At 72.2% G+C, this 13933-nt stretch carries 18 protein-coding genes; 10 read left to right on the forward strand and 8 right to left on the reverse strand.

Annotated elements, in window-relative coordinates:
• Position 1 precedes the first annotated feature (1 nt).
• Positions 2-1150 (reverse strand): iron-containing alcohol dehydrogenase, encoded by a 1149-nt coding sequence (locus tag EV684_RS04080; protein WP_132644936.1) that lies wholly within the window; start codon positions 1148-1150, stop codon positions 2-4.
• A gap of 51 nt (positions 1151-1201) precedes the next feature.
• On the opposite strand from EV684_RS04080, the gene EV684_RS04085 reads away from it, so the two are divergent.
• Together EV684_RS04085 and EV684_RS04090 are read left to right on the forward strand one after the other, a co-directional pair.
• On the forward strand, positions 1202-2113 hold the full coding sequence (locus EV684_RS04085; protein WP_132644937.1) for an alpha/beta hydrolase: 912 nt from the start codon (positions 1202-1204) through the stop codon (positions 2111-2113).
• Positions 2110-2568 carry a GNAT family N-acetyltransferase gene (locus EV684_RS04090; RefSeq protein WP_132644938.1) on the forward strand — a complete coding sequence of 153 codons (459 nt, stop codon included), beginning with the start codon at positions 2110-2112 and terminating at the stop codon, positions 2566-2568. The genes EV684_RS04085 and EV684_RS04090 overlap by 4 nt, the downstream gene beginning before the upstream one ends.
• 19 nt (positions 2569-2587) lie before the next feature.
• Here the strand turns inward: EV684_RS04090 and EV684_RS04095 are convergent, their stop codons facing one another.
• Both EV684_RS04095 and ygfZ read right to left on the reverse strand, forming a co-directional pair.
• The gene (locus tag EV684_RS04095; protein ID WP_132644939.1) at positions 2588-2863 is read right to left on the reverse strand and encodes a DUF4936 family protein; all 276 of its coding nucleotides are present in this window, start codon (positions 2861-2863) and stop codon (positions 2588-2590) included.
• Positions 2864-3790, reverse strand: coding sequence for a CAF17-like 4Fe-4S cluster assembly/insertion protein YgfZ (gene ygfZ, locus EV684_RS04100; protein WP_165908394.1), 927 nt, complete (start codon positions 3788-3790; stop codon positions 2864-2866).
• Positions 3791-3834: 44 nt separating this feature from the next.
• On the opposite strand from ygfZ, the gene mltG reads away from it, so the two are divergent.
• From mltG to EV684_RS04135, 7 genes are all read left to right on the forward strand, one after another.
• Complete coding sequence (gene mltG / locus EV684_RS04105) at positions 3835-4851, forward strand: endolytic transglycosylase MltG (protein ID WP_375138617.1); 1017 nt, start codon at positions 3835-3837, stop codon at positions 4849-4851.
• Entirely contained in the window at positions 4848-5465 is a 618-nt protein-coding gene (gene tmk, locus EV684_RS04110; RefSeq protein WP_132644941.1) for a dTMP kinase, read from the forward strand. Before mltG ends, tmk begins: the two co-directional genes overlap by 4 nt.
• Entirely contained in the window at positions 5459-6478 is a 1020-nt protein-coding gene (locus tag EV684_RS04115) for a DNA polymerase III subunit delta' (protein WP_132644942.1), read from the forward strand. Before tmk ends, EV684_RS04115 begins: the two co-directional genes overlap by 7 nt.
• On the forward strand, positions 6475-6879 hold the full coding sequence (locus EV684_RS04120) for a PilZ domain-containing protein (RefSeq protein WP_132644943.1): 405 nt from the start codon (positions 6475-6477) through the stop codon (positions 6877-6879). Before EV684_RS04115 ends, EV684_RS04120 begins: the two co-directional genes overlap by 4 nt.
• A gap of 46 nt (positions 6880-6925) precedes the next feature.
• Positions 6926-7720 (forward strand): TatD family hydrolase, encoded by a 795-nt coding sequence (locus EV684_RS04125; protein ID WP_132644944.1) that lies wholly within the window; start codon positions 6926-6928, stop codon positions 7718-7720.
• A gap of 32 nt (positions 7721-7752) precedes the next feature.
• Positions 7753-8451 carry an ankyrin repeat domain-containing protein gene (locus tag EV684_RS04130; protein ID WP_243651036.1) on the forward strand — a complete coding sequence of 233 codons (699 nt, stop codon included), beginning with the start codon at positions 7753-7755 and terminating at the stop codon, positions 8449-8451.
• A 117-nt stretch (positions 8452-8568) separates the two neighbouring features.
• The gene (locus tag EV684_RS04135; protein WP_132644945.1) at positions 8569-8775 is read left to right on the forward strand and encodes a hypothetical protein; all 207 of its coding nucleotides are present in this window, start codon (positions 8569-8571) and stop codon (positions 8773-8775) included.
• Here EV684_RS04135 and EV684_RS04140 read toward each other — a convergent pair.
• Both EV684_RS04140 and EV684_RS04145 read right to left on the reverse strand, forming a co-directional pair.
• A complete protein-coding gene (locus tag EV684_RS04140; protein ID WP_132644946.1) occupies positions 8714-9376 on the reverse strand; it encodes a hypothetical protein in 663 nt (220 codons plus the stop codon). The genes EV684_RS04135 and EV684_RS04140 overlap by 62 nt on opposite strands.
• 167 nt (positions 9377-9543) lie before the next feature.
• Positions 9544-9945, reverse strand: a complete 402-nt coding sequence (locus EV684_RS04145; RefSeq protein ID WP_200222285.1) for a GNAT family N-acetyltransferase — start codon at positions 9943-9945, stop codon at positions 9544-9546.
• Positions 9946-9991: 46 nt separating this feature from the next.
• Between EV684_RS04145 and EV684_RS04150 the strand changes: the two genes are divergently transcribed.
• Positions 9992-10909 (forward strand): LysR family transcriptional regulator, encoded by a 918-nt coding sequence (locus EV684_RS04150; RefSeq protein ID WP_132644947.1) that lies wholly within the window; start codon positions 9992-9994, stop codon positions 10907-10909.
• Here the strand turns inward: EV684_RS04150 and EV684_RS04155 are convergent.
• From EV684_RS04155 to EV684_RS04165, 3 genes are all read right to left on the reverse strand, one after another.
• Positions 10906-12282, reverse strand: a complete 1377-nt coding sequence (locus tag EV684_RS04155; RefSeq protein ID WP_132645209.1) for a DUF6513 domain-containing protein — start codon at positions 12280-12282, stop codon at positions 10906-10908. The genes EV684_RS04150 and EV684_RS04155 overlap by 4 nt on opposite strands.
• A 292-nt stretch (positions 12283-12574) precedes the next feature.
• Positions 12575-13051: a MarR family winged helix-turn-helix transcriptional regulator gene (locus EV684_RS04160; protein WP_132644948.1), complete on the reverse strand. Its 477-nt coding sequence runs from the start codon at positions 13049-13051 to the stop codon at positions 12575-12577.
• Between the two features lie 34 nt (positions 13052-13085).
• The gene (locus EV684_RS04165) at positions 13086-13850 is read right to left on the reverse strand and encodes a hypothetical protein (RefSeq protein ID WP_132644949.1); all 765 of its coding nucleotides are present in this window, start codon (positions 13848-13850) and stop codon (positions 13086-13088) included.
• Positions 13851-13933 lie beyond the last annotated feature (83 nt).

Raw genomic sequence — 13933 nt, forward strand, 5'->3', positions numbered from 1 at the left:
ACTACATCGAGGCTTCGAGCATCGCGAGGTAGTCCTCGGCGCTGGCCAGCCGCGGGTTGGTCTTGTGGCAGTGGTCGGCCAGCGCGCCGGCCACGACCTTGTCGAACAGCTCGCGCTTGACGCCCATTTCGGCCAGCCCCGACGGCAGGCCCAGGCGGGCGTTGAGCGCACGCACCGCTTCGGCGACCTCGGCGCCGTCATCGCCGCATCCCGGCAGGCCCATCGCCTGCGCGAGGCGCTGCATACGCTGTTCGCGGCGCACCGATTCGGCTTCGGCGTTGAAACGCAGCACCGCCGGCAGGAAGACCGCGTTCAGGCTGCCGTGGTGCAGCCGCGGGTCGGCGCCGCCCAGCGCGTGGCTCAGCGAATGCACGCAGCCCAGGCCTTTCTGGAAGGCCAGAGCGCCCTGCATGCTGGCGCTCAGCATGTTCCAGCGTGCCTCGCGGTCGTGGCCCTCGCGTGTCGCACGTTCGATGTGCGCCCAGCCGCGGGCCAGACCGTCGAGTGCGATGCCGTCGGCCGGCGGGATCGGCGCCGGCGCGAGAAAGGTCTCGATGCAGTGCGCGATCGCGTCCATGCCGGTGGCCGCGGACAGCTTCGGCGGCAGCGCCAGCGTCAGCTCGGGGTCGAGCAGCGCCGCCTTGGGCACCAGGTGCCAGCTGTGGAAACCGAGCTTGCGGCCGTCGTCGACGATGACGATCGCGCCGCGCGCGACCTCGCTGCCGGTGCCGGCGGTCGTCGGCACGGCGATCAGCGGCGCGACACGTTCGCTGATGCGCACGCTGCCGCCCTCGATCGTCGCGTAGTGCGCCAGCGGGCCGTCGTGGGTCGCGGCGATCGCGACGCCCTTGGCGAGGTCGATCGACGAACCACCGCCGACGGCCACGAGGCCGTCGCAGCCGTGTTCGCGCCAGACGCGCACCGCATCGCGCACCGCGGCTTCGGTCGGGTTGGACGGCGTGCCGTCGTAGACCGCGTGCGGCAGATCGCCGAGCGCGGCCAGTGCCGGCAGCAGCACGCCGGCGGCGCGCACGCCGGCGTCGGTGACGACGAGCGGGCGGCGCATGCCGGTGCGTTCGCACTCGGCGCGCAGCAGGCGCACCGCGCCGAAATCGAGGTCGATCTGGGTGACGTAGAACATTCGGGCCATCGGCCCAGTATCCTCGCGGCCACCTTGGGAACGCATCTGCTGAAACCCGCAATGGCGGGCCTGCTCGAACGCATCCGCCGCGCCGAGCGCACGCCCTTCCATGCGATGGAACCCGCGGCCGCCCGCGCCGCCTACGAAACCGCCGCCGAGGTGCTGGACCTGCCGCGTGCGCCGCTGGCCCGCGTCGAGGACTTCACGATCCCCGCCGCCGACGGCACGGCGCTGCGCGCGCGGCTCTACGCCCCGTCGCACGAACGTCTGCCGCTGCTCTTGTACCTGCACGGCGGCGGCTTCGTCGTCGGCAGCCTGGAGACACACGACAGCCTGTGCCGCCAGCTCGCGCGGCGCAGCGGCGGTGCCGTCGTCGCGCTGGACTACCGCCTCGCGCCCGAGCATCGGTTCCCGACCGCGGTCGACGACGCCTGGGCCGCGATGGTCTGGCTGGCAGCGAACGCCCAAACGCTGGGCCTGGACGGCTCGCGCCTGGCCGTCGGCGGCGACAGCGCCGGCGGCACGCTGGCCGCGGTCTGCGCGATCCACGCCCGCGACACCGGCCTGCCGTTGGCGCTGCAGCTGCTGGTGACGCCGGGCACGACGGCGCACGCCGACACCGCCAGCCACAAGCTGTTCGCCAACGGCTTCCTGATCGACGCCGCGACGATCGCCTGGTTCTTCGACCACTACATCGACTACCACCACCGCCGCGACTGGCGCTTCGCGCCGCTGGAGGCCGAGGATCTGGAGGGCGTCGCCCCGGCCTGCCTGCTGCTGGCCGAGTGCGACCCGCTGGTCGACGAAGGCATCGCCTACGCCGACCGGCTGCGCCTGCACGGCGTGCCGGTGGCGCTGGAGATCGCGCGCGGCATGACCCACGACTTCATCAAGATGGGCCGCGCGCTGCCCGAGGCCGCGACGGCCCTCGAACAGGCCGCCGCGGCGCTGAAACACGCCTGGAACGCATGAACACCCACGCCCCCCTCCGATCCTCGCCGACGCTGCGCGTGGGCACCTGGGCCGAACTCGGCGCGCATGCGCAGGCCGTGCGCAGCGCCGTCTTCGTCGTCGAGCAGGGCATCCCGGCCGAACTGGAATGGGACGCGGCCGACGCCGGCGCCCTGCATGTCGTCGCCTGCGCCGACGGTGTGCCGGTGGCGACCGGGCGCTGGCTCGTTTGCGACGAAGCCGGGCTGGTGCGCGTGGGCCGCATGGCGGTGCTGGCGCCGCGTCGAGGCGGGGGTGTCGGCCGCCAGGTACTCGACGCCTTGATGGACGCCGCACGCGCCGCGGGCCACGGCGCGGTGATGCTGCACGCCCAGGAGAGCGCGATCGAGTTCTACCGCCGTGCCGGGTTCGAGCCCGTCGGCCCGAGCTTCGTCGAGGCCGGCATCGTGCACCAGGAGATGCGCCGCCGGCTGTGAGCCGGGGCGCGGGGCAGGTTCAGTCCAGCGGCACGAAACGTTCGACGTGGCGTTCGCCGACGATCCACGGCGCCAGCGCCGCGGCCAGGCGCGCTTCGGCGTCGTCGGCTGCCCGTTCGTCGGCAGCGCCGTGCACTTCCATCAGCGTCGCCAGGCCGTCGCGTGTCTCGGGCCGGCGCAGCAGCTCGATGGCGAAGCGCAGCGACGCGAAGACCGCACGCGCCGCCTCGGCGCAGGCGCCGACGTCGCGCTCGGCGACGCGGTAGTAGACGTAGCGCCGCACGGGCGCGGCCATTCAGGCCTCGGCCGCCGGGATGGCGTAGGGCAGGGCGGCCGGACGCAGCGCCGGGCCGTCGGCCGCACCCAGGTGCAGCGCCACGCCGTCGGCCAGCGCGGCGATCTTGGTCTCGGCCAGCACCGCCCAGGCGCCCGCGCCGTCGGGCGAGGGCGCGGCGGCAACCACCATGCCGGCCGGCTGCGCCGGGTCGTCGGCGGCGTAGAGGTCCTGCCCCGCCGCGGCGGCCGCGTCGGCGTCGAACAGATAGGCGCGGCGCTTGAGCGTGCCGCGGTACTGGCTGCGCGCGACGATCTCCTGCCCGGGATAACAACCCTTCTGGAAGTTCACGCCGTCGACGAGTTCGAGGTTCACCATCTGCGGCACGAACTGCTCGACGGTGGCCGCGACGATGCGCGGCACCGCGCTCTGCACTTCCAGCCAGGCCCAGGCCTCGGGCGCCAGCGCCGGCAGCGCCGGCGGCTCGCCCCCGGCGAACAGCCAGCGCGGCACGCCTTGCACGTCGTCCAGGCGCAGCAGCTCGCGGCCCTCGTCGGGCGCGACCCGTTGCCAGGCCGCGGCCGGCGCGGCACTGCCGAGCGCGGCCAACGCCGCGTCGCCGGCCAGGCCCCACAGCGGCCATTCGGCGCTGGCGTCCTCGAGCTGGCACTTGGCGCGCAGCACGAACATCTTCAGCCGCTTGAGCACGGCCGGCAGCAGGTCGGCGCTGCAGGCCAGCAGGAACTCGGCCGGCCCGCGGCGCCAGATCAGGAACGTCGCCAGCAGCCGACCCTTGGCCGTGCAGTAGCCGGCCAGGCGCACGCTGCCGGCGTCCAGGCGCAGGACGTCCTGCGTCAGCTGGCCTTGCAGGAAGGCCGCGGCGTCGTTCCCGGTGGCCCGGATCACGCCCCAGTCGGCCAGACGCACGGCACCCTGGAGCTTTGACATGGCAGCGACGGTTGACTTCATGGGGCCCATTATCATCGCCGCCCATGTCTAGAAGGGGGTCCGGCTCGGGCCGGTGGCAGGCTGCGATCCTGTCCTTGTTGCTGCTGCCGCTGGTCGGCGTGGTCGTCGCGCTGTGGTGGCTCGGCCGCCCGCTGGAGCTGGCCGCGCCGACGGTGGAGGTCTCGGTCGAGGCCGGCACGCCGCCGCGGCAGATCGCCGAGGCCTGGGTGCGCGCCGGCGTCGTCACCTCGCCGCGGCTGCTCTACGAGTGGTTCCGCTGGTCGGGCGAAGCGCGCCGCATCCGCGCCGGCAGCTACGCCGTCGAACCCGGCGCGACGCCGCGCACGCTGCTGGCCAAGATGGTCGAAGGCGACGAGCAGCTGGCCACCGTGCGCCTGATCGAAGGCTGGACCTGGCGCCAGTTCCGGGCTGAACTCGCCAAGGCGCCGCGCCTGAAATCGACGACGGCGCAGATGAGCGACGCCGAACTGATGACCGCGATCGGCGCGCCCGGCATCGCGCCAGAGGGCCGCTTCTTCCCCGACACCTATGCCTACAGCGTCGGCGTCAGCGACCTGCTGGTGCTCAAGCGCGCGTACGCCAAGATGCAGCAGGAGCTGGATGCCGCGTGGGCCGAACGTGCCGCCGACACGCCGCTGAAGACGCCCGCGCAGGCGCTGACGCTGGCCTCGATCGTCGAAAAGGAAACCGGCCGCGAAACCGACCGGGCGCTGGTGGCCGGGGTGTTCACGAACCGGCTGCGGGTGGGCATGCCGCTGCAGACCGACCCGACGGTGATCTACGGCCTGGGCGAACGTTTCGACGGCAACCTGCGCCGCGTGCACCTCGAGACCGACGGGCCGTACAACACCTACACCCGCCCCGGCCTGCCGCCGACGCCGATCGCGATGCCCGGGCGCGCCTCGCTGCGCGCGGCGGTGCAGCCGGCGGCGACCAAGGCGCTGTACTTCGTCGCCCGCGGCGACGGCAGCAGCCAGTTCAGCGAATCGCTGGACGCCCATAATCGCGCGGTGAACCAGTTCCAGCGCGGCCGCAAGTGAGGGCGGGCCGCTTCCTCAGCTTCGAAGGCATCGACGGCGCCGGCAAGAGCTCGCACATCGGGTGGCTGGCCGGCTGGCTGCGCGAGCGCGGCCGCGAGGTGCTGGTGACGCGCGAGCCCGGCGGCACCGAACTCGCCGAACGCCTGCGCGAACTGGTGCTGCATCAGCCCATGGACGCGCTGACCGAGGCGCTGCTGGTCTTCGCCGCGCGCCGCGACCACCTCGTCACACGCATCGAGCCGGCGCTGGCCGCCGGCGCCGTCGTGCTCTGCGACCGCTTCACCGACGCGACCTTCGCCTACCAGGGCGCCGGCCGAGGCTTCGACCTCGGCGTGCTCGCCACGCTCGAAACCTGGGTCCAGCAAGGCCGACAGCCCGACCTGACCGTGTGGTTCGACCTGCCGCCGGCGGTCGCCGCCGCGCGCCGCGCCGCGGTGCGCGCACCCGACCGCTTCGAGAGCCAGGACGAGGCGTTCTTCGAGCGCGTGCGGGCCGGCTACACGCGCCGCGCCGAGGCCGACCCCGGCCGCTTCGCGATCCTCGACGCCGCGGCCTCGCCCGAGGCGGTACGGGCGCAGCTCGAAGCCGCGCTGGAGGCCCGCGGCCCGTGGTGAACCTGGTCGTCGACGAGCAGGGCGCGCCGCCGCTGCCCTGGCTGGCCGCACCGCTGGCCGACACGCTGGCGCACCAGCGCGGCCACGCGCTGCTGCTGCACGGGGCGGCCGGTGTCGGCACGCTGCATTTCGCCGTCGCGCTGGCGCAGAGCTGGCTGTGTGAAGGCCATGACGGCCATCCGCGCCCGGCCTGCGGCCGCTGCCCGAGCTGCCACCTCGTGCAGAGCAAGCTGCACCCGGACCTGCTGGTGCTGATGCCCGAGACGGCGCGCCAGGCCCACGCCTGGCCGTTCCCGGGCGACAAGCCCGAGGACGAAGGCAAGAAGAAACCCAGTCGCCAGATCCGCATCGACGAGATCCGCCACGCGATCGACTGGGTCGCGCGCACCACCTCGCGCGGCCGTGGCAAGGTCGTCGTGCTGCACCCGGCCGAGGCGATCAACCTGCAGGCCGCCAACGCGCTGCTGAAGACGCTGGAAGAGCCGCCGGCCGGCACCCGCCTGCTGCTGGGCGCCGGCGACCCGCAGCACATGCTGCCCACGGTGCGCAGCCGCTGCCACCGCGTGGCACTGGCCGCGCCGCCGACCGAACAGGCCCGAGACTGGCTGGCCGGGCAGGGCGTGGCCGAACCCGAGGTGCTGCTGGCCGCGGCCGCCGGCCGGCCGCTGGACGCCCAGGCGCTGGCCAAGGACGGCGTCAGCGCCGCCGCCTGGCGTGCGCTGCCGACGGCGCTGGCGCGCGGCCAGGCGCAGGCCGTCTCCGGCTGGCCGGTGCCGCGGCTCGTCGACGCGCTGCAGAAGCTCTGCCATGACGCGGCGGCGGTGGGCGCCGGCGCCGGGCCGCGCTACTTCCCGGCAGGCAGCGTGCCGCGCGCGCGCAGCCCCCAGGCGCTGCACGACTGGCATCAGGCCCTGCAGCGGGTCGCCCGCCACGACGAACACCCCTGGCACGAGCCGCTGCTGGTCGACGCGCTGGTCGCGCAGGCGAGCGCCGCGCTTACACTGCGCGGATGACAGATCGGGTGCCGTCCAGACACGGTGGGCTCGCCCCGGCCACCGCGCCGGCCGGGCTGCAGAGCCGTCCCAGCGTGATCCAGCTGGTGTTCCGGGAGAAGGGTGCGCTGTACGCCGCGTACATCCCCTTCCTCAGCGAAGGTGGGCTGTTCGTGCCGACCACGCGCGACTACCGCCTCGGCGACGACATCTACCTTCTGCTGTCGCTGCCCGAGGACCCGCAGCGCTATCCGGTGGCCGGCAAGATTGCCTGGATCACCCCGGCCAACGCCTCCGGGGGCCGCACCCAGGGCGTCGGCGTGCGTTTCCCGGCCGACGAAAAGACCCGTGCGCTGCGGCTGAAGATCGAGGAAGTGCTGGGCACGTCGATCTCCTCGTCCAAGCCGACGCAGACGATCTGACACCGTCGTTTCAACCGGCCGGCGCGAGCACGGCCCTGCCTTGCCCATGTTCGTCGACTCGCACTGCCACCTGACGTTTCCTGAACTGCACGGCCGCGTCGAGGCCGTGCTGGCCGACATGACCGCCGCCGGCGTGCACGCCGCGCTGACGATCTGCACCACGCTCGAGGAGTTCGAGGCCGTGCACGCGCTGGCGCTGGCGCACCGCGAGCTGTGGTGCAGCGTCGGCGTGCATCCCGACACCGAAGGCCAGGCCGAGCCCGATCTGCAGACGCTGGTGGCGCTGGCCCGCCGCGACCGTGTCATCGCGATCGGTGAGACCGGGCTGGACTACTACCGCCTCAACGGCCGCAGCCTGGCCGAGATGGAATGGCAGCGCGAGCGTTTCCGCGTGCACATCCGCGCCGCACGCGAAACCGGCCTGCCGCTGGTCGTGCACACGCGCTCGTCGGCCGAGGACACGCTGGCGATCCTGAAAGAGGAGGGCGCCGGCGCGGTGCGCGGCGTCTTCCACTGCTTCACCGAGACGCGCGAGGTCGCGCGTGCGGCGCTGGACCTGGGATTCCAGATCTCGTTTTCGGGCATCCTGACCTTCCGCAACGCCGAGGAACTGCGTGACGTGGCGCGTGAGGTGCCCATGGACCGTTTCCTGATCGAGACCGACAGCCCCTATCTGGCACCGGTGCCGCACCGCGGCAAGACCAACAGCCCGGCGTGGGTGCCCCATGTCGCGGCGAAGATTGCCGCGCTGAAAGGCCTGCCGCTGGAGACGATCGCCGACACAAGCACGCGCAATTTCGAGCTGCTGTTCGGTGTCGATTCGGGCACGCTGCCGACTTGAGATTTCACATCCAATAGCGCAAACAAGCTGCTGTGGCAAAAAGACTTTCGAGCCCGACCTGGCAGTCTGCCGAAAAGCTCAAGCAGCTTTTCATCAGAGCGCTCTATCTCTTTGTCCTGATTGGATTTTTGCCGGCGCGAGCCGACTCCTACGTCGAGTTCTTCCGCGCACTGCAGATCGACAACGAGAGCAGCGTCTCGTCGCTGCTGGAGCGTGGTTTCGACCCGAACTCGGTCAGCCAGACGGGCGACATCGCGCTCGCGCTGGCGATCAAGGAGGGAGCCGACAAGGTGGCCCGGAGGCTGCTGGTGCAGCCCGGGATCGAGATCGACCGCGCCAGTGCGCGCGGCGAGACGGCCTTGATGATGGCCGCGATCAGCGGCCGGCTGGACTGGGTCGAACGTCTGGTCGCGCGGGGTGCCGCGGTGAACCGCCCGGGCTGGACGCCGTTGCACTATGCCGCCAGCGGCCCCGATCCCCGCATCGTCGCGCGTCTGGTGGAGCTCGGGGCCGCGATCGACGCACGCTCGCCGAACGACTCGACTCCCCTGATGCTGGCCGCCGGCTACGGCGACCAGCGCAATGCCCTGGTCCTTCTGGGCCTGGGCGCCGACCCGTCGCTGCGCAATGCCCGCGGAATGAGCGCGGCGGACTTCGCGCGCCAGGCGGGGCACGATCCGCTCGCCGAGCAGCTCGAGGCGGCAGCGGCACGCCTGGGCGCGCGCCGCTGACAGCAGGGTTGTCGGAAAGACGCTGACAACGTGCATGGTGCCGGGCCGACTCGGCGGCCGAGGGCGCGGCCCGTACATTGGAATCGGCCGCTTTGTCAGGCCCTCGGGAGACCCACCATGGCACGAATCACGTCGCGCAGCAATCCGTTCACGCTGATGATGAACCCGGAGATCGTGCTCGCCGCGATCGAACGCTCGGAGCGCCTGGGCCAGCTCAACCGCCGCATCTGCCGGCCGCTGGACCGCCCGATGCTCGGCGCCGTCAGCGGCTGCGAGCCGCGTCCGGCGGACGAGGACGACTCGCCCGAACTCGATCTGCAGTGAGCTTGCGGCCGGAGCGCGACGCGCGTTGCCGGCGTGTCGAGACGATGGTGCCCACGGCGGCCAGCGTCAGGACGAGCAGGCCGCCGACGAACACCTGCAGGCGGTGCTCGCGCAGGTAGGTGACCATCGAACGCAGGATCGACGGTTTGCTCTCGCGGGCGGGCCGCGGCGCCGCCGCGGGATCGGGGTAGCCGGCGTCCCCGGCGGGTGTCGTCGCCCAGCGCACCGTCGGGCCCCCGCCGGCTTCACCACCTTCGGAAACCGGCGTTTCGCCAACCGCGTCGACCGAACCCCTGACGATGTCGCCCGGCACCGGCGCCGAGGCGCGCACGGAAACAGGCAGTGCTGGACGTTGGGGCCGCGCTGAACCTTCACCGGTCTCCGCGGGTTGCCCGTTCTGCAAGTCCAGCAGCAGCCGGATCGTCGACGAAGCGTCAGGCACCACGTCAGCTCCCGGCAGGGGCGCCGATGAAGCAGCCGCCGCACGCAGGGTGTCCGACGGGTTTGGCGTGACCGCAGGCGCAGCGAGGCAAGGCAGCGCTGCACCGGACACGGCGCCCACGACAAGAGCCGCCTGCAGCGGCCTGGTGAATCGGATCATCGACTGAAGCGGCACTCGAGACGGGACGGCGCGCGCACAAGCAAGAGGCGAGCCCCAAAGAAAATGTCATTGGGCGCCAGGACTTGGCGCAATCGTGCGGAACCGCAGCGGCCAGTTGTAACGGAATCCGACACCTTCTCGACACCTTTGGAGAATCTGTGGTGCGGTCAAATAACAGCGACAATGTATGTTATGTCAACTTTCATCGAGACCCCAAGCGGGGCTCGTCCGAAGGTCAACACCGGCTTCTCGCGGCCCTGGCCGTCGACCAGCCGGGCGCGCGTGTACAGGATGCTGCCGACGAGGCGGCCGTCGACTTCGAGCACCAGCGCCAGCTCGGCGACGAAGTCGGCATGGCTGCGCATCCGGTGCACGAGAAAGTGTTCGCTGCAGCCGGGGACGTGAACGTCCCAGAACGCGCGCCGCGTCAGTGCCTCGACGGCGGCATGGTCCGCGGGCAGCTCCCGCCGGATCTCGTACGCTGGCCTCACCCGGCTCTCCCGTGTGTCGGCCACGACTTTAGGACGGCCAGCGGCGCGGCGGCCGGAGAACGCTGGCGCCGCGGGCATACAGTCGGCTCAAAACCGACACCGGCGCCCCGGCGCGCCCCGCACCATGGACCGATTCGAAGCGATGCGCGCCTTCGTGCGCGTGGTCGACAGCGGCAGCTTCACCCAGGCCGCGCGCCAGCTCGGCCTGCACAAGGCCACCGTCAGCCAGCAGGTGATGGCGCTGGAGGCGACGCTGGGCGTGCGGCTGCTGACACGCACCACCCGATCGGTCGTGCCGACCGCCGAAGGCCTGGCTTACCACCGGCGCGCGGGCACGATCCTGCAGCAGATCGACGAGGCCGAGACCGAGCTGCGACAGGGTGGCCAGGCGATCCAGGGCCATCTGCGCGTGGACGTGCCGGTGGCCGTCGGCCGCCTGGTGCTGGCCCCGGCGATGCGGGAGTTCCTGGACCGTCACCCGGGCGTCAGCGTCGAACTGGGCTGCAGCGACCGTGTCGTCGATCTGGTCGGTGCTGGCGTCGACTGCGCACTGCGCGGCGGCGAGCTGCCGGACTCCGGCCTGGTGGCACGGCGCATCGGTCAGCTTCGCTTCGTGTTGTGCGCCGCGCCGCGCTACATCGACGAACATGGCCTGCCGCAGACGCCCGATGCGCTCTGCGGCCACCAGCAGGTCGGCTACCTCAGCGGCGCAACCGGCGCGCTGCGTCCGCTGCGCCTGCAACGCGAGGGCCGCTGCGTCGAGATCGAGGTGCCGGCGCGCATCGTCACCAACGACAGCGGCGCCGCGCTCAGCGCCGCGCTCGACGGCCTGGGGCTGCTGCACCTGGCCGAGTTCGTGGCCGTGCACCACCTCGCCAGCGGCGCGCTGGTGCGCGTGCTGCCGGCCTGGCACTGCCCTTCCCTGCCGATCCACTGGGTGACACCGACGGCACGCCAGCGACCGGCTCGCGTCCAGGCCTTCATCGACTGGGCACAGGCGCTGCTGGCGCGCCGTCTGGGCGCCGGGCTGGAGCCAGCCTAAGGCCGCGTGGCGCCCGGCGCGCACCAGGAGGCCAGGTCGTCCTCGCCGCGTTCGACGGCGCAGCCCCAGTCCAGCGGCTGGTCCTGCACGTAACGCTTGCCCAGACGCCAGGCGGTCTCGGCATGGGCCAGCTCGACACCCATGTAGAAGGCGTGCGCGGCGTCGCCCTCCAGACCCAGCCGCGGCCAGAGCTCGAAGGCGCCGGTGCCGCGGCGCAGGCCGTCGCGGTTGTAGACGTGCAGGCCGTCGTGCGCGACCTGGACGCGGAAGTTGGGGTCGCGCACCTGGGCGGCGGTGGCGGCGATCTCCTGCGGCGTGTCCGGGAAGGGATCGCGTGCATGCACCGTGCACAGCGCCGACGACAGGTTCTTCGGCGGCGTCTTCTCGCGCGCCGCGGCGGTCATGATGCGGCGCGCCCAGTCGGCTTCCTTGATCGCGCGCCGGGCGTGGCGGCTGACCTGGGTCGTCAGCACCGCGGCGACGTCCAGCTCGGCGGCAATGCCGAACAGCAGCGCGTTGATGCCGCTGGTGTCGGCTTCGGTGAGTTCGGTCAGGTTGCCGACGCCCATCAGGATCGGCGCCGCCGGGAAACGCTGGCGCAGCGCGTGGTAGCGCACGATCGACGCGGTGAAGCCGAAGGGGATCGGGTCGAGGATGGGGTCGGCCAGGAAGGCGCGGCCGCGTGCCGACAAGGTCTCGACGGCGGTGAACAGCGAGGCCTCGTCCTGCGGCGTGCGCGGGATCAGCACCGGCGTCGACTTCACCTCGTCGGCGATCCACAGCGTGTCGAGGTTCAGGCTCAGCAGGTAGTCGGCACCGGCGCGGCCGGCGCGCAGCAGTTCGTCGGGGTCGGTGGAGTCGACGCTGACCTCCAGGCCCTCGCCCTTGAGCAGGCGCACCACGTCTTCGAGATGCGGGAACGGCGTCGCCGGCAGGCAGCCGATGTCGATGACGTCGGCGCCCTGGCGCACGAAGGCCAGGGCGCGTTCGGCGATGTCCTCCAGCGACAGCCGCGGTGCGTCGATGATCTCGGCGAAGATGCGCGGGCCGGTGGCGCTCAGGTCCACCGGCTTGGCGCTGCGGTTGAAGAAACGCGGCAGGTCCTTCAGTTCCTCGGGGCCGCGCTGCACCGGGATGCCGTAGTGCTCGGCCAGCGGCTCCAGCTCGCCGCGGCAGCGGCCGGGCACCAGGATGCGCTGCGCGTCCACCGGGACGGCGACGCGCCGGCGGATCAGGTCGGCGGTCATCAGCGCAGCCACCTGCAGGCCGATCTCGCGGACCTCCCAGGTGAACGGCGGGTCGGCGATGCCGTCGAGCACACGCTCGAGTTGCGGCTGGGCCAGCCGGCCCGTCAAAAAGACAATGTGTTCCATGCCCGGGACAGTGGTGTCGGCGGCACGCCGGGCCGGATGGCCCTGGCCGTGCAGATCGTCCACGGCAGCGGGCCCTTCGGCGGGCGCAACGTGGCAGACCGTGGCGGCGTCATGCAAGCCCGGTGCCCGCCTGCGGGCGGCGGGTCAGAACAGCAGCCAGAACTTGCGCAGCCAGCCGGGCACACGCAGCGGCTCGGGACGATAGGTCTGGCGGTACTTGGCGGCGGTCGACATGAGGCGGCTCCGGGGTTTCGAAGACTGTATGCGCATACAGTATTCGATGCAAGCGGGATCAAGCTTCGTCGTTGGCCGCGCGCGGGCGCGCTGCCGCGCGGGTGTCCAGCGGCGGCATCGCGTCGAGCAAGGCGTCGAGTTCGTCGACCAGGCGACGGCGCCGCTCGTCGTCCCACGAGGCGGCCGCAGCAGCCAGGCAGGCGGTGTCGAGCATCTCCATCGCCTCGGCCAGCGCGCGCCGGCCCGACGGACTCAGCCAGACCAACAGCCGGCGCGGATCCTGGCCATCACGCTGGCGCGACAGCAGGCCGCCGGCCTCCAGGCTGGCGACACGCGCGCTGAGCGTGGACTGCGCCCGCTCGAGATACCGCGAGAGGTCGGCCAGCGTGGCCGGGCCAGTCTGCGCCATGTGCAGCAGCAGCTCGACCGCATCGGGCGACAGGCTGTCGCGGCCCTGCTCCACGCGCCGCGCCGCGCGCAGCGACATCTCGCGGTAGAGCAGGCCCAGGCGGCGGGCAAAGCTCTGGCTGTCCACCGTGCGGGCCCTCCGGGTGGCGTGCCGGCGGGCCTCAGAGATCGATCTTGCCGATGTTGTCCAGCAGGAATGGCTGGACGCGCGCCGCGACGGCGCCCTGGATGGCCTGCAGGCGCTCGAAGCCGACGTCGAAATGGCCTTCGGCAGCGCGCAGCCGCGCGTGTTCGGAGGCCAGTTTGAAGAACAGCACCTGTGTGATCTCCTTGCGCGCCTCGATCGCCAGCGCTGCCAGCCTGACCGTCACGACGCCGGCCGTCTCGTCGGCGTCGACCGATCCGAGCTGGAACTTGGCCCCGCTGACGTGCGTGCTGCTGCGGTCGAAGATCGTGATCCAGGGGCTGCCGGCGTCCATCTCCTGCAGGCCCTTGAGAACCGAGATCACCAGCGAGCCGGCGGCCAGCGCGGCGCCACCCAGCGCCGCCGTCAGCACCGGCAGCACGGCCTGGTGCACGCCCGCGTTGTCGTCGCCGACGGCGGTGTCCTTGAACTCCATCGAGCGCGTCGTCCAGCCGATGTTCTGCAGCACCTCCACGTACTTGGCATACCAGGCCATCACGTCGGTGTTGCCGCTGCTGGCCTTGTTGGCCGCGAGTTGCGCCAGCAGCAGGCAGTCGGCCACCGCGGCACGCTGGTCGGGCCGCACGAGCGGGCGGAACTCGGCGAGCTGGGCGCCGACGGCGACAACCTGCTGGCCGGCGCCAAAAGCCGGCACCGCCACGGTCTCGCCACCGCGCGTGACGCGGCGCCGGGCCTGCGGAAGCGCGAGCTCGCGCACGTACTGGAGCGGATCGCGGGACATGCAGCCTCCTCTGGCCCGGCAAGCAGCAGCCGGCGCCACCAGCCTACGCCGGCGCGGCGCCCGCGGGCAGCGGACAGCCTAGG

This window comes from Rubrivivax gelatinosus (assembly GCF_004340905.1).
Lineage (GTDB): Bacteria > Pseudomonadota > Gammaproteobacteria > Burkholderiales > Burkholderiaceae_C > Rubrivivax > Rubrivivax gelatinosus.

What these genes read in the sequence shown, in the direction of transcription:
- EV684_RS04095 (WP_132644939.1), bottom strand. Translation starts at nt 2,863, where the DNA reads ATGGCCGCGCCCGTGCGGCGCTACGTCTACTACCGCGTCGCCGAGCGC.
- EV684_RS04150 (WP_132644947.1), top strand. Translation starts at nt 9,992, where the DNA reads ATGGACCGATTCGAAGCGATGCGCGCCTTCGTGCGCGTGGTCGACAGC.
- EV684_RS04135 (WP_132644945.1), top strand. Translation starts at nt 8,569, where the DNA reads ATGGCACGAATCACGTCGCGCAGCAATCCGTTCACGCTGATGATGAAC.
- mltG (WP_375138617.1), top strand. Translation starts at nt 3,835, where the DNA reads ATGTCTAGAAGGGGGTCCGGCTCGGGCCGGTGGCAGGCTGCGATCCTG.
- EV684_RS04120 (WP_132644943.1), top strand. Translation starts at nt 6,475, where the DNA reads ATGACAGATCGGGTGCCGTCCAGACACGGTGGGCTCGCCCCGGCCACC.
- EV684_RS04145 (WP_200222285.1), bottom strand. Translation starts at nt 9,945, where the DNA reads ATGCCCGCGGCGCCAGCGTTCTCCGGCCGCCGCGCCGCTGGCCGTCCT.
- ygfZ (WP_165908394.1), bottom strand. Translation starts at nt 3,790, where the DNA reads ATGTCAAAGCTCCAGGGTGCCGTGCGTCTGGCCGACTGGGGCGTGATC.
- EV684_RS04090 (WP_132644938.1), top strand. Translation starts at nt 2,110, where the DNA reads ATGAACACCCACGCCCCCCTCCGATCCTCGCCGACGCTGCGCGTGGGC.
- EV684_RS04140 (WP_132644946.1), bottom strand. Translation starts at nt 9,376, where the DNA reads ATGATCCGATTCACCAGGCCGCTGCAGGCGGCTCTTGTCGTGGGCGCC.
- EV684_RS04080 (WP_132644936.1), bottom strand. Translation starts at nt 1,150, where the DNA reads ATGGCCCGAATGTTCTACGTCACCCAGATCGACCTCGATTTCGGCGCG.
- EV684_RS04155 (WP_132645209.1), bottom strand. Translation starts at nt 12,282, where the DNA reads ATGGAACACATTGTCTTTTTGACGGGCCGGCTGGCCCAGCCGCAACTC.
- EV684_RS04165 (WP_132644949.1), bottom strand. Translation starts at nt 13,850, where the DNA reads ATGTCCCGCGATCCGCTCCAGTACGTGCGCGAGCTCGCGCTTCCGCAG.
- EV684_RS04125 (WP_132644944.1), top strand. Translation starts at nt 6,926, where the DNA reads ATGTTCGTCGACTCGCACTGCCACCTGACGTTTCCTGAACTGCACGGC.
- EV684_RS04085 (WP_132644937.1), top strand. Translation starts at nt 1,202, where the DNA reads ATGGCGGGCCTGCTCGAACGCATCCGCCGCGCCGAGCGCACGCCCTTC.